General features: G+C 69.5%; 11 protein-coding genes. 4 read left to right on the top strand and 7 right to left on the bottom strand.

Annotated features, from left to right (window positions below; translation table 11 throughout):
- Positions 1–11 precede the first annotated feature (11 nt).
- The 7 genes from tsaD to IPV09_RS09415 form a co-directional block, all read right to left on the bottom strand.
- Entirely contained in the window at positions 12–1,055 is a 1,044-nt protein-coding gene (tsaD, locus tag IPV09_RS09385) for a tRNA (adenosine(37)-N6)-threonylcarbamoyltransferase complex transferase subunit TsaD (protein WP_207474979.1), read from the bottom strand.
- The gene (locus tag IPV09_RS09390; RefSeq protein ID WP_207474980.1) at positions 1,048–1,554 is read right to left on the bottom strand and encodes an N-acetyltransferase; all 507 of its coding nucleotides are present in this window, start codon (positions 1,552–1,554) and stop codon (positions 1,048–1,050) included. The genes tsaD and IPV09_RS09390 overlap by 8 nt, the downstream gene beginning before the upstream one ends.
- A complete protein-coding gene (gene tsaB, locus IPV09_RS09395) occupies positions 1,551–2,306 on the bottom strand; it encodes a tRNA (adenosine(37)-N6)-threonylcarbamoyltransferase complex dimerization subunit type 1 TsaB (RefSeq protein WP_207474981.1) in 756 nt (251 codons plus the stop codon). The genes IPV09_RS09390 and tsaB overlap by 4 nt, the downstream gene beginning before the upstream one ends.
- Positions 2,299–3,294 carry a tRNA (adenosine(37)-N6)-threonylcarbamoyltransferase complex ATPase subunit type 1 TsaE gene (tsaE, locus tag IPV09_RS09400; protein ID WP_370590269.1) on the bottom strand — a complete coding sequence of 332 codons (996 nt, stop codon included), beginning with the start codon at positions 3,292–3,294 and terminating at the stop codon, positions 2,299–2,301. Before tsaE ends, tsaB begins: the two co-directional genes overlap by 8 nt.
- Positions 3,295–3,394: 100 nt before the next feature.
- Positions 3,395–4,873, bottom strand: coding sequence for a DEAD/DEAH box helicase (locus tag IPV09_RS09405; protein WP_207474990.1), 1,479 nt, complete (start codon positions 4,871–4,873; stop codon positions 3,395–3,397).
- Between the two features lie 1,368 nt (positions 4,874–6,241).
- Positions 6,242–7,393, bottom strand: coding sequence for a glycosyltransferase family 1 protein (locus IPV09_RS09410; protein ID WP_207474982.1), 1,152 nt, complete (start codon positions 7,391–7,393; stop codon positions 6,242–6,244).
- Between the two features lie 77 nt (positions 7,394–7,470).
- Positions 7,471–8,217, bottom strand: coding sequence for a FadR/GntR family transcriptional regulator (locus IPV09_RS09415; protein WP_207474983.1), 747 nt, complete (start codon positions 8,215–8,217; stop codon positions 7,471–7,473).
- A gap of 258 nt (positions 8,218–8,475) precedes the next feature.
- On the opposite strand from IPV09_RS09415, the gene IPV09_RS09420 reads away from it, so the two are divergent.
- The 4 genes from IPV09_RS09420 to IPV09_RS09440 all read left to right on the top strand — a co-directional run.
- A complete protein-coding gene (locus IPV09_RS09420; RefSeq protein ID WP_207474984.1) occupies positions 8,476–10,101 on the top strand; it encodes an ABC transporter substrate-binding protein in 1,626 nt (541 codons plus the stop codon).
- A 109-nt stretch (positions 10,102–10,210) separates the two neighbouring features.
- On the top strand, positions 10,211–11,176 hold the full coding sequence (locus IPV09_RS09425) for an ABC transporter permease (protein ID WP_370590270.1): 966 nt from the start codon (positions 10,211–10,213) through the stop codon (positions 11,174–11,176).
- A gap of 1 nt (position 11,177) precedes the next feature.
- A complete protein-coding gene (locus tag IPV09_RS14260; RefSeq protein ID WP_242681435.1) occupies positions 11,178–13,424 on the top strand; it encodes a dipeptide/oligopeptide/nickel ABC transporter permease/ATP-binding protein in 2,247 nt (748 codons plus the stop codon).
- Positions 13,421–14,199: ATP-binding cassette domain-containing protein (locus IPV09_RS09440; protein ID WP_207474985.1), on the top strand; the 779-nt coding region annotated here is incomplete at its 3' end. The genes IPV09_RS14260 and IPV09_RS09440, both read left to right, overlap by 4 nt.

Genomic DNA, 14,199 nt, shown 5'->3' on the forward strand with positions numbered 1-14,199 from the left:
GGGAAGGGAACTCAGACCAGGATCGTGCCGACCGGCAGCCCGGAGTTGGCCGAGATGTCAAAGGAGCTCGGCGCACCGCCGGCCTTGATCACCTGCACCCCGAGCGCGGCGATCATGGCGCCATTGTCGGTGCACAGTGCCGGACGCGGCCGACGCAGTTCGATGCCGGCCGCCGAGGTGCGCTCCTCCAGCAGGGTGCGCAGCCGGGAATTGGCGGCCACTCCCCCACCAATCAGCATGTGGCGGACGCCGTGGTGCTGGGCGGCGTCAACGGCCTTGGCGGTGAGGACGTCGGCGACGGCCTCCTGGAAGGACGCGGCCACGTCATTGACCGGGATGTCCAGCCCGTCCCGCTCGCGGGCCTCGACCCACCGCGCCACCGCGGTCTTCAGGCCCGAGAAGGAGAAGTCGAAGCGGTGTTCGGCGAGGTCGTGCCGGGCGGTGAGGCCGCGGGGGAAGCGGATCGCGGTGGGGTCACCGGCCTGGGCGGCGCGGTCGATCACCGGACCACCCGGGTAGGGCAGGCCCAGCACGCGGGCGACCTTGTCGTAGGCCTCACCAGCGGCGTCATCAATGGTCGAGCCGATCTCGACGATGCCGGTGGCAATGTCGTTGACCAGCAGCAGCGAGGTGTGGCCCCCGGAGACCAGCAGCGCCACGCAGGGGGTGGGCAGGTCGCCGTGGTCGAGCAGGTCGACCGCGACATGCCCGGCCAGGTGGTTGACCCCGTACAGCGGCTTGTTGAGCCAGGCCGCCAGGGCCTTGGCGCTGGCCAGGCCGACGACCAGGGCGCCCATCAGTCCGGGGCCGGCCGTGACGGCGATGCCGTCCAGGTCGGCCAGGTCGACGTCGGCGGCGGCGCAGGCACGCTGCAGGGTCGGCACCATCGCCTCCAGGTGGGCGCGACTGGCGACCTCGGGCACGACGCCGCCGAAGCGGACGTGCTGGTCGACCGAGGAGGCGACCTCGTGGGCGAGCAGGTCATTGCCCCGGACGATGCCGACACCGGTCTCGTCGCAGGACGACTCGATGCCGAGCACGAGTGGTTCAGCCACGGCTGTCTCCTTGGATCGTTGCGGCACTGGGTGCTGGTGGGGCGGTGGCGCCGGGTGTGCGCAGCGGCAGCGCGGTCTGCATGACCCGGGCGTCCAGGCCGGCACCGTAGTAGTTGCGGCGGGTGTCGATGGTGGTGAAGCCCAGTCCGGCGTACAGGCCCAGTGCTTCGGTGTTGTCGTGGCGCACCTCGAGCATCATCTGCTCGGCGCCGCGGTCAGCGGCCCATTCGGCGCCGGCCAGGACCAGTTGGCGGGCCAGTCCGAGGCCGCGGTGGCTGGGCCTGACCAGCACCCGGTGCAGGTCGACGGTCTCAAAGGCCAGCGCGAAGGTGGCCGCCGCCATCAGGTCACGGTCACGCTGGACGATGACCAGACGGTCGGCCGCCTCGAGTTCGTCCAGCCACAGCTGGGCCGACCAGCGTTCAGCGGCGTCAAAGCAGGCCCGGTCGAGGTCGGCCAACTGGTCGGCGTCGGCCGGGGTGGCACGTTCGGGCATCATGACGGTTCCCCCTTCAGCCGTCCCAGGCGGCTGGTGGCCTTGCGGCGCGGGGTCAGGCCGGTGGGCAGCAGCGTCGACTTGCGGGTGGTCGAGACGGTCGCGTCCGGCTTGCGCAGGTAGAGCGGTTCCAGTCCGGCGTCGGCGAGGTCGGCCCAGTCGGTCGCCATCACCCCGGCCCGCAGGACGTCCTCCCCGAAGGTGTCGCGGTCGGTGAGTCCGGCGCCGGGGCCGGTGGCGGGAAGGTCCGGCAGCTCGGCGGGGTCGCTGACGTGCGGACCGTCGAGGCGCACCCCCTCGCTGTCGTGGCGGGCCCAGTAGACCTGCTTGCGGCGGGCGTCGATCACCGTCAGGAACTCCCCGGACACCCCACCAGAACGCACTGCCTGGCGGGCCACCACGTCCACGCTGCAGACGCCGTGGGCCTCGGTGCCGGCCAGCGCCGCCAGGGTGCGGGCGGTGACGATGCCGACGCGCAGGCCGGTGAACGGGCCCGGGCCCACTCCCATCACGAACTCGGTGAGGTCGGCCACGGCAATGCCCGCCTCGGCGCACAGCTGCTGGACCATGGGTGTCAGGGCCTCGGTGTGGGCCCGGCTGTCGTCGAGGCGTGCCTCGGCGACCAGCTCACCGTCGCGGGCGATGGCGGCGCAGACCATGGTGGAGGTGTCCACGGCCAGGGTCCACCGATGCTCGGACCCACGGTTGTCGGGGTTCTCGGGCGGACGGTTCTCGGACCAGCGCTTCTCAGGCATGGCTTCCAGCTTCCTGTGCGGGAACGGCGGTGGTGACGGGCCAGGGCAACGCGTCGGTCAGGTTGACGTCGGCCCAGCGGGGCCCCTCACCCCAGATGAGCACCACCCGGGTCTCGTCGTCCGGGTCGCCGGAGCGGTGGATCTCGATGGTGAGCACCGAGTCGGCCAGGCCCTCGACCAGTCCCAGGCCCCACTCGACCAGCGTCACCGAGGCGGCCATGGTCTCGTCCAGGTCAAGGTCGTCCACCTCGGCCGCCGAGCCGAGGCGGTAGGCGTCGACGTGCACCAGGTCGGGGCCGCCGCTGCGGGCGCGGTGCACCCGGCTGATCACGAAGGTGGGTGAGATGACCTGGCCCTCGACGTCCAGGCCGCGGGCCAGGCCCTGGGTCAGGGTGGTCTTGCCCGCGCCCAGTCCCCCGGCAGCCACCACCAGGTCACCGGCGCGCAGCAGCCCGGCGATCAGGGCACCCAGGTGCTGCATGGCGGGACCGTCGACGACCTCCACGCGCACGGGGAGCTCGCGAGCCATGATGTAGCCCAGGTCGACCTCACGGGCAATGCCGAAGCCGTGCCGCTGCCACATGCGCAGGTTCTCGGGGAACTCGCGCCGGGAGAGCAGTTCCACGTGGGTGGCCCCCATCTCGCCGGCGACCATCGCGCCAGCGCGAATGATGCTCGCGCCGACGCCGAACCGGCGGAACTCGGGCACCACGCTGACCCGGTGCATGCCGGCCACCCGGGAGCCGTCGGGTCGTTCCACGGGGGCGCTGATCTGCAGCGAGGCCGCTGGAACCCCGTCCACCTCAGCCAGCACGATCTCGCCGTCGACCAGGAACGTCCGGACGTCGGCGAGGGTGTCGGACAGGGCCGCCGCTGGCGGGTCAACGGGCGGGCGGGCCGCGAAGGCTGCCCTGACCACGCCGAGCACGGCGGCGGCGTCCTCGGGAGTGGCGAGTCGGATCACGACGTCTGGGTCATGTCCTGCCACGGGTTGCGCCTGCTGATTCACAACGACCCATCATATGCCGGACGCAGCACAGCTGCGCCGACCCGCGAGGGCCGACGCAGCTGTGTGCGTGGTGAACGTGTCAGTTGTCGCGGTTCCAGCCGCCGGCCTCGGCGACGCGGGGCTTGCCGTAGCCGCCCTTGTTGCCGCGGTAGCCGCCGCCGCTGCCGCTGCCGCCACGGTTGAAGCCGCCCCCACGGCTGCCGCCACGGTTGAAGCCGCCGCCGCGCTTGTTGTCGTAGCCGCCGCGGCCGCCCTCGGGGCGGGGACGACGAGCAGTCTGGCGGGGTGCCACCAGGACCTTGAGCTGGTCATCGGTGATGGGCTCACCGGTGGGCTCGGCGGCGCCGGTCAGGTTGACCAGGGCCTCGTCGTCGGGGCGGATGTCGACGGGGTCGACCTTCACTCCGGTCGAGCCGATCATCCGCAGGGTCTGGCGACGCTGGTGCGGCAGCACGATCGAGATGACCGCACCCTCCGAACCGGCGCGCGCGGTACGACCGGCGCGGTGGGTGTAGTCCTTGCCATTCATCGGCGGATCGATCTGCAGCACCAGTGAGACCTCGTCGACGTGGATGCCGCGGGCGGCGACGTCGGTGGCCACGAGCACCGGCAGGGTGCCCTCCTTGAAGGCGGCCAGCATCCGGGCGCGGGCGCCCTGGGTCAGGCCACCGTGCAGGGACCCGGCCATCACGCCGGCCTCACGCAGCTGGGCGGCGACCCGGTCGGTGCCCAACTGGGTGCGGGCGAAGATGACGGTGCGGCCCTCGCGGTTGGCGATGCGTGCGGTGACCTCGACCTTGTCGTGGGGCTTCACCAGGAAGACCTCGTGGCGCATGGTGGTGACGCTGGCCTTGCCGGAGTCGACCTCGTGCAGGGCGGGGGTGTTCATGTACTTCTTGACCAGACGGTCAACGGCACCGTCCAGGGTGGCCGAGAAGAGCAGCTTCTGGCCGCCCTCGGAGACGGCGTCCAGCAGCGTGGTGACGGCCGGCATGAAGCCCAGGTCGGCCATGTGGTCGGCCTCGTCGAGCACGGTGATCTGCACGTTGGACAGGTCGGCGGCGCCCTGCTCGAGCAGGTCGATCAGGCGACCGGGGGTGGCCACCACGATGTCCACGCCCCTGTCAAAGGCCTTGGTCTGGGGTCCGTAGGGCATGCCGCCGGCGACCAGCACCAGCTTGAGTCCCAGCGAGGCGGCCAGCGGCGAGAGCACGTCGGCAACCTGCAGCGCGAGTTCGCGGGTCGGGACCAGCACCAGGGCGCGAGGGGTGCGGCGACCGCCCTGGGTGTGGGTGGCCTCCGGGTCCTGCGAGAGGCGGGTGACGACCGGCAGGCTGAAGGCCAGGGTCTTGCCCGAACCGGTGCGTGCCCGTCCGAGCACGTCGCGACCGGCCAGGGCGTCCGGAATGGTCGCGACCTGGATCGGGAAGGGCTCGTTGATGCCGCGCTTGGTCAGCATGGCGACGATCTCGTCGGGCAGGCCGAGGGTGCTGAAGCCACCCTCGTGGTCGACGCCGGAGGTGTCCAGGTCGACGACCTCTTCCTGCTGCCAGTCCATCTGGTCGAGGGCGGCGTCGTCGCTCGGGCGGTCGTTGCGCTCGAAGCGCGGACGATCATTGCGCTCGAAGCGCGGACGGTCGTTGCGCTCGAAGCGGGGACGGTCGTTGCGCTCAAAGCGGGGACGGTCGCTGCGCTCCTGGCGCGGGCGGTCGTTGCGGTCATAGCTGTTACCGGTGAACACGCGTCCACTCTCCTCACGGGCACGGACATCGCCGCCCCAATGGCCATCACGGGCCGGACGCGGACGACGGTCGTCACGCTCAAAACGGGGGCGATCATCGCGCTGGGGGCGGTCGTCGCGGTTGAAGCTGCGCTGGGGACGGTCGTCCCGGTTGAAGCTGGGACGGTCGTTGCGGTCAAAGCTGCGCTGGGGACGATCATCCCGGTTGAAGCTGGGACGATCGTTGCGGTCAAAGCTGCGCTGGGGACGATCATCCCGGTTGAAGCTCGGACGATCGTTGCGGTCAAAGCTGCGCTGGGGACGATCATCCCGGTTGAAGCTGCGGGCCTGGTCGCCGTCGCGGCGCTCGCCACCGAAGCGGTCCTGGCGGGCGTCCCCGCCCTCGCGATTCCACCGGGGCGCAAAGGTGTTCTCGCGCTGGCCGCCGCGATTGCGGGGGCCCAGACCATTCTGGGTGCGCTCGGCAGCCGACCAACGCTTCTTGGGGGTGCCGTCGGCCTTGTGCGACTTGGCGGGGCGGTTCTTGGCGGACTTGGGGCCGCGCTTGGGGGTCTTGTCTGAAGACATGGGTGAGTCCTTTTCGCCCTGGGGCGGTCAACCGCGACGGGGCGGCATGGTGACATCACCGGCCACGGGGGGCCGGCGACACGGTCAGTTGCACGACGAAGTACCAACGAATGTTGGTGGCGTCTGTGCCAGGGAATCTCGGCGCAGCCTCACTGAGGTACTGCCATGCCGAAAGGTGGTGTTGGGCGAATTCGTCGCTTGTCCCTCGTCCCCAGCGTGTGGAGATCCCTGCAACTGATTCGCATCGCCGACGGAAGTCATTTCCATCAGGCGGACCGGACATCGGGTCCGTAACGTCTACCTACTCTAGCTTGTCGGGCCGGGTTCGGCGAAATCGGACGCGGTGACCCCACCAACGCCTGCCGTCCTCGCCGCGCCACCGGACATTGTGCCCTCAGGGCCACCAACGCTGCCCTCCTCGCCCGCTGAGGCGGACATTGTGCCCCGGGGCCACGAATGCCTGCTGGCCTCCCCCGGATCGCCGGACATGGTGACCGGGTGCCGGATTCTCCGGCGTTCACCTGTCGGCAGGCGCCCCCACCGAGCCGTCGGCGTTCACCGCCGGCCGGTCGTCGACGCCACGGTCACCGACAGGTCGCACGGGTGCGCCGATTGCCCTCAGAGCGCGGTGATCAGCGGTTGCGGCACCGACGACTGCGAGGCGGTGCGAATGGCGTGCTCGTAGTGGCCCACCAGTTGGGTGCACAACGCCGACCAGGTCCTGGTGCGGACGGTCTCGCGACAGGTCCTGGCGAAGGCGGCCCGCTTGGCGTCGTCCCCGACCAGGTCGGCGACGTAGGCGCGCAGCCCCTGCAGGTCGCCCGGCTCGTAGAGCCACCCGGTGTGCGAGGGGGTGACCAGGTCAATGGGTCCACCGCGGCGCGGCGCCACCACCGGGACACCGGAGGCCTGCGCCTCCTGGATGGTCTGGCCGAAGGTCTCCAGTTCCCCGGTGTGGACGAACACGTCGAAGCTGGCCAGTGACACCGCCAGGTCCTCGCCGGTCTTGGGGCCGGTGAAGATCGCGTCGGGAAGGCTCGCCTTCAGCTCGTCCTGCAAGGGGCCACCCCCGATGATGACCAGCCGGGTGTCCGGCAGGTCGGCCAGCACGCGCAGGTCCTCGACCCCCTTCTCGGGGGCCAGCCGTCCCATGTAGCCGACGATCTTCTCACCCCCGGGTGCCCACTCGCGGCGCAACTCGTCCGACCGCTTGTCGGGGTGGAAGCGCACCGAGTCGACGCCGCGCGCCCAGATGCCCACGCGCGGAATGCCCTGCTTGACCAACTGGTCGCGGGCCACCGTCGAGGGGGCGAAGTTGAGGGTGGCCAGGGAATGCGTCAGCCGCAGCCGGCGCCAGAAGACCGGCTCCAGGTGGGGTGCGCCGTACCGCGCGGCGTAGGTGGCCAGGTCGGTCTGGTAGATCGCGACGCTCGGCAGACCGAGGTGCGCGGTGGCCAGTGCCGCCTTGTAGCCCATCATGAACGGGGCAGCCAGGTGCACGACGTCGGGTCCGTGGTCGTCCAGGATCTTGGCCATGGCAAAGGTGGTGGTGCCCACCACCCGGACGTCCGCGTACCCGGGCAGGCCCACCGAGGGCAGCGCGATCACCGGGTAGCCGAGGTACTGCTTCGGCGTCCTGCCGACGTCCTGTGGCGCCACCACGAAGGCGTCGTGGCCGGTGGCGCGCAGGTGCTCAAGCACTCGCAGGACCGAATTGGTCACGCCATTCACCTGAGGTAGGAATGACTCCGCAATGATGGCAACCCGCATGCTGGGCAGTCTAGCGTCGGGCCGCCCGCAGCCCCGCTCCCCTCAGCGTGGCGTCGATGAACACCAGGTGACACGCCTCAACGCGACTGTTCCAGCACCCGACGCAGGGGCGCGTAGTGCGTCAGCACCGCAGCTCGGTAGGCTGCCACGTCGCCGGCGACCACGGCCGCCAACATTGCCCCATGGGCGTCGACGGTCGTGCGAATGTCGTCGGGCTCGGGAATTCCCAGTTGCGGCACCACGACGGTGTGCACCTCCCACAACGCCCCCACCAATTGGCGCACCAGATCATTGCCGGCCTGACGCAGCAACAATTCATGGAAAGCCCGGTCGGTCTCCAGGAATGGTGACCCATTGGCGGATTCCGCACGCATCTGGTCGACCAGGGCCTGCAACTCGGCGGTGTCCTGGCCGCGATAGTTCTCCACCAGCGGCTCGGCGGCCAACAAGTCGATGCCCTGGCGGAGCTCGACGACCTCCCGCAGGGTGGTCAGCCCACCCCCGGGATTCAACAGGCTGCGAAACACCAGTCCGTTGACGAAGGGGGCCAGGGACAAGCCCCCCACCGTGGTGCCATGGCCATGGCGGACGTCGACGATGTCCAGCGACACCAGGGTGCGAATGGCCTCCCGGACCGAGGAACGCGAGACCCCCAGCGAGGAACACAGTTCGGCTTCTGTCGGCAACGGGTCCCCGGGCGCCAGTCCCCGCTCCAGGATGTACGCCTTGATGGCCTCGACGGCCGACAGGCCAGCACCCGGACGCGTGACGACCGTTCGCGCAGTGCCGTTGAGCGCTTCGTCGTCTGCTGGCTTCCTTGCCATGGCTGGCCCTTCCTTTACGCTGCGCAGTCACTCTGACTGCGAACCTTCGCCGGCGCACGCCCGGGCGGGCGCCCCACTGCTGCGTGACCTCATCGTGACCTGGGAGTCGCGCCGTCGGCTTGACCCGTGGTCCCTCCGGAATCTACAGTCATCCTAACGTACATCAGACATCAGACGTCCGATGTCGGGCGGGATCTCCATGGTGGCGAATCCCGTCCGCGGCCCCGGCCGCATTGCACTGTCGCAAAGGAGCCTCACATGCAGTCCCCCATCCAGGAGCCGCGTTCACGGCGGGCATTCTTCAACTTGACGGCCTCGATCGGCGCAGCCGCCGGCCTCGCGGCCACCCTGTCGGCCTGCGCGCCTGACGGCTCCGGCTCGACCAGCACCACCTCCGCCGCGACCGCGGCGGGTTCGGCCAGCGCCGACGGCACCATCAAGGCCGCCATCAGCTACGAGCTGGGCACCAACGGCTACGACCCGATGACCACCAGCGCCGCGCTGACGGTCGCCGTCAACTGGCACACCCTCGAGGGCCTCACCGAGATCGACCCGGCGACCCGCAAGACCTATGCCGCCCTGGCCAAGGAACTGCCCTCGGCCGACGGCACCACCGTCGACGTCGCCCTGCGTGACGGAGCGGTCTTCCACGACGGCACCCCGGTCACCGCCGAGGACGTGGTCTACTCCTTCGAACGTGTTCTCGACGTTGCCAACGCGTCCCTGTACCGACAGTTCATCCCGTTCATCGACAAGGTCGCCAAGAAGGACGAGACCACCGTCACCTTCACCCTCAAGCACCCCACCGGCGTCTTCGCCGACCGTCTCGCGGTCGTCAAGATCGTCCCCAAGGCCGCCGTGGAGAAGGACAAGAAGGCCTTCGACGCCAACCCCGTCGGCACCGGCCCGTGGAAGATGACCGACAACGGGGCCACCTCCAAGAAGATCGTCTTCGAGCGCTTCGACGACTACACCGGCCCCAACAAGGCACGGGCCAAGGCCATGGAGTGGCAGATCATTCCTGACGCCTCGACGCGCACCAACGCCATCCAGTCCAAGAGCGTCCAGGCCATTGACTCGGTGCCCTACCTGTCGATCGACCAACTCAAGGCCAGCGCCCAGGTGGAGTCGGCCCAGGGCTTCGGCCTGCTGTTCGCCATGTTCAACAACAGCGCCAACAACCCCTTCGCGAACCAGAAGAACCGTCAGGCGTTCCTCTACGCCATCGACATGAACAAGGTCATCGCCACCGGCATGCTCGGCCAGGCCGAGGCCGCCACCTCGTTCCTGCAGTCGTCCCACCCCGAGTACCAGAAGGCGTCGACCGTCTACGCACTGGATGCCGACAAGGCCAAGAGCCTGTTCGCCGAGACGGGTCTGAAGAAGTTCCGGATGCTGTGCACCGACCACGACTGGGTCCAGAAGGTCACCCCGATCATCCAGGAGTCGCTGAAGGCTGTCGGCATCGAGGTCAGCTTCGAGCAGAAGAAGTCCGCCGACGTCTACAACACCATCGACAGCGACCCCAACGCCTTCGACGTGGTCATCGCCCCCGGCGACCCCTCGGTCTTCGGCAACGACCCCGACCTGCTGGTCCGCTGGTGGTACGCGGGTGACGTGTGGACCGACAAGCGCATGCACTGGAAGGGCAGTGAGTCCTACACCACGGTGCAGGGCCTGCTCAAGAAGGGCATTGAGGCCACCGACAAGGCCGCCCAGAAGGCGACCTGGGGCGAACTGTTCAACGTCCTCTCCGACAATGTCCCGCTCTACCCGCTGTTCCACCGCAAGGCGCCCACCGCGTGGGACGCCTCGTCGCTGGTCGACTTCAAGCCGATCCCGGTCACGGGGCTGAGCTTCCAGAACGTCGCCTCGACCAAGTAGGCACCACCAGCAGCACCCCCGGACGGCCGGCACCCACACCCCACTGCGGGTGCCGGCCCCAGGGCCGCGGACCCCCACCGCGGCTGCACCCAACCAAGGAGTTGCCACCGTGTCCAACTTGCTCCGCCTGATCGGGCGGCGCCTGATCGCCTTCCCCATCATGGTCGTGGGAGTCACCCTGCTGGTCTTCCTCGTGATGGCGTTCTCGCCCGCTGACCCGGCCCAGTTGGCGCTGGGTGAATCAGCCTCCGACGAGGCCAAGGCCCTGTACCGCGCCGAGCACGGCCTGGACGATCCGCTGATGGTGCGCTACGCCAGTTTCATGGCCGGCCTGCTGCGCGGCGACCTGGGCACCACCAGCGGCAACACGCCGGTAACCGATGTGGTGGCCCAGGCCTTCCCGATCACCCTGCAGCTCACCTTCCTGGGTCTGGCCGTCGCCGTCGTCCTGTCCCTGGTGCTCGGCGTCCTCGCCGCCCTCTACCGCGACCGCTGGCCCGACCAGGGCATCCGCGTCATCTCCATCGCTGCGCTGGCGACCCCGTCCTTCTGGCTGGCAATCCTGCTGATCCAGTGGCTGGGCCAGGTTCCCGGCGCCTGGGGCATCTTCCCCGCCCTGATCCTCGACTGGGTGCCGTTCAGCGAGAACCCCGCACAGTACGTCAACAACATCACCCTGCCCGTGCTGGCACTCGCGGTGCCGGTCACCGGCTCGCTGACCCGGGTCGTGCGCACCGCCATGGTCGAGGAACTCGACAAGGACTACGTGCGCACCGCCATCGGCTCGGGCATCCCCTACCCGATCGTGGTGGCTCGCAACGTGCTGCGCAACGCGCTGATCACCCCCATCACCGTGCTGGGCCTGCGGGTCGGCTACCTGATGGGCGGGGCGGTCATCATCGAGATCATCTTCAACATCCAGGCCATGGGCCAGCTCATCCTGGACGGCGTCACCCGCAATGACGTCTACCTGGTGCAGGGCGTGACCCTGACAGTCGCCATCGCCTTCATCGTCGTCAACATTGTGGTCGACATGCTGTACGTACTGGTCAACCCGCGGATCAGGAGCATCTGACATGCGCCCCACGCTCACCTCACGACTCACCACGGTGCAAGGCGGCAGCCTCGGCGCCCTGCGGCGGCTGCCCCTGGCGTCCAAGATCGCCGTGTTCTTCCTGCTCGTGGTCGTCCTCGCCGCGGTCTTCGCGCCGCTGCTGGCACCCTTCGACCCGCTGGCCACGGGGTTGTCCACCGACCCCGAGATCGTCGGCCCGCTGCCCACCGGCGAGATCCTGCGACCCAACGTCGCCCCCAACGGCACCTTCTGGTTCGGCACCGACGCCACCGGCCGCGACATCTTCAGCCGGGTCCTCTACGGGGCCCGCGCCTCGCTGCTGATCGGTCTGTGCGCCACCGGCATCGCCCTGTTCTTCGCCGCGATCCTCGGTTCGGTCGCCGCCACCGCCCACAAGTGGGTCTCCGAGGTGCTGATGCGCATCCTCGACATCGTGATGTCCTTCCCCGGCATCGCCCTGGCCGTGGTCTTCGTGGCCGTCTTCGGCACCTCCCTGCCGGTGATCATCATGGCCATCGCGTTCCTGTACGTGCCCCAGCTCGCCCGCGTGGTCCGCGCCAACGTGCTGGCCCAGTTCGGTGAGGACTACGTCGCCGCCTCCCGCGTGATGGGCGCCTCGACCACCTGGATCCTGATCAAGCACGTCGCCCGCAACTGCCTGGCCCCGATCCTGGTCTTCGCCACGGTGCTGGTCGCCGACGCGATCGTCTTCGAGGCCTCGCTGTCGTTCATCAACGCCGGCGTCCGCCCGCCCAACCCGTCCTGGGGCAACGTCCTGGCCGAGGGCAAGCAGCTGCTGATCTCCGGGGCGTGGTGGCCCACCTTCTTCCCCGGGCTGATGATCCTGATCACCGTGCTCTCGCTGAACATCCTGTCCGAGGGGCTCACCGACACCCTGGCCAGCCCCACCCCCAAGAAGCATGTCGACGTCGAGGCCGACGAGCAGAAGCTGATCAGCACCGTCGCCGCCACCGAGGACACCCCGCGGGACCCGGTCGCCGAGGCCGAGGCAGCGCTGGACCAGGCCGTCGCCAGCCCGGTGCAGGGAACCGAACCCATCGGCGTCCGTGCCCACGCGCTGCCCACCACCGACGACCTGGACCCCGAGGAGTTGCTCGCCCAGGGCGACCTGGTGCTCGGCGTCACCGACCAGACCACCGCCCAGCGGCTGCTGGACGAGTCGCTGGCCACGCTGGCCATCCGCGAGCGCAGCCGCAGCGACCGGCTGGTCTTCGCCGACACGCACGTCCAACCGCTGCTGGACGTGCGCAACCTGCGGATCGCCTTCCCCTCGGCCCACGGCGAGGTCGACATCGTCGATGACGTCTCCTTCACCGTCCGTCCCGGCGAGACGATGGGTCTGGTCGGCGAGTCCGGCTGCGGCAAGTCGATCACCTCGATGGCCATCATGGGGCTGCTGCCCCGCACCGCCGACATCCGCGGCGAGATCCTCTTCGAGGGACGCAACCTGCTCACCATGGGCGCCCGGGAGCGCAACGACCTGCGGGGCCACGACATGGCGATGATCTACCAGGATGCGCTGAGCTCGCTGAACCCGTCGATGCTGGTGCGCACCCAGCTGCAGCAACTGATCAAGCGCGGCGGCACCCGCACCGCCGAGGAGCTGATGGGGTTGGTCGGTCTGGACCCGAAGCGCACCCTGGCCGCCTACCCGCATGAGTTGTCGGGTGGCCAGCGCCAGCGCGTGCTGATCGCCATGGCCTTGACGCGTGACCCCAAGCTGGTCATCGCCGACGAACCCACCACCGCCCTGGACGTGACCGTGCAGCAGCAGGTCGTCGACCTGCTCAACCGGCTGCGAACCGAGCTCGGCTTCGCGATGGTCTTCGTCAGCCACGACCTGGCGCTGGTGGCCCAACTCGCCCACCGGATCACGGTGATGTACGCCGGTCAGGTGGTCGAACAGGCCACCAACCAGGAACTGCTGATCGACCCGCGCCACGAATACACCCGGGGCCTGCTGGGCTCGGTGCTGTCCATCGAGTCCGGCGCCGAACGCCTTCACCAAGTGCCCGGCACCGTCCCCTCACCCCGCGAGTTCGTCACGGGGAACCGGTTCGCCCCCCGCTCGTCGACGCCGACCCTCGGCCTGGACATCCGTCCGACGATGATCACCCTGCCGGGCACCACCCACGCGGTGGCGACCAGCCCCGAACCCGGAAGCCCCGAACCCAGTAGCTCCGCATCCAGCAGCCCCGAGCCCGTCACCGCAGGAGACCAGCGATGAGCCAGTCCACCACCCCGGTCATCGACCTGCGCGACATCCACGTCGTCCACAAGCTGCGCACCGGCAAGCTGTTTCGTCCCGACCGCATCCGCGCCGTGGACGGGGTCAACTTCACCAGCCACCGCGGCGAAGTCGTCGGCATCGTCGGTGAGTCCGGCTGCGGGAAGACCACGCTGGCCCGGGTCATGGTCGGGCTGCAGCAGCCGACCTCCGGCCAGGTGCTGTTCAACGGCCAACAACTCGGCGGTTCCCGCGGGGCGCGCCGCACCCTGGGCCGGTCGGTCTCGGTCGTCTTCCAGGACCCCGCCACCGCGCTCAACCCGCGGATGCTGGTGCGTGACCAATTGATCGACCCGCTGCGGGTGCACGGCATCGGCACGGCCGCGGAGCGCCTGGCCAAGGTGAAGAACCTGCTGCACCTGGTCGGCCTGCCGCAGTCGGCGCTCGACGTGCTCCCCCGCCAGATCTCCGGCGGTCAGCGCCAGCGTGTGGCCATCGCCCGTGCCCTGGTGCTCGACCCCGACGTCATCGTCGCCGACGAACCCACCTCGGCGCTGGACGTCTCGGTGCGCGCCCAGGTACTGAACCTGCTCGCCGACCTGAAGTCGACCCTGGGGCTGGGACTGGTCTTCATCTCCCACGACATCAACACGGTCCGCTACGTCTCGGACCGGATCGCGGTCATGAAGGCCGGCAAGGTCGTCGAGACCGGGCCCGCCGAGCGCGTCTTCGCGTCCCCCGAACACGACTACACCCGGACCCTGCTGGCGGCGAC

The organism is Tessaracoccus sp. SD287 (assembly GCF_017355265.1).
Lineage (GTDB): Bacteria > Actinomycetota > Actinomycetes > Propionibacteriales > Propionibacteriaceae > Aestuariimicrobium.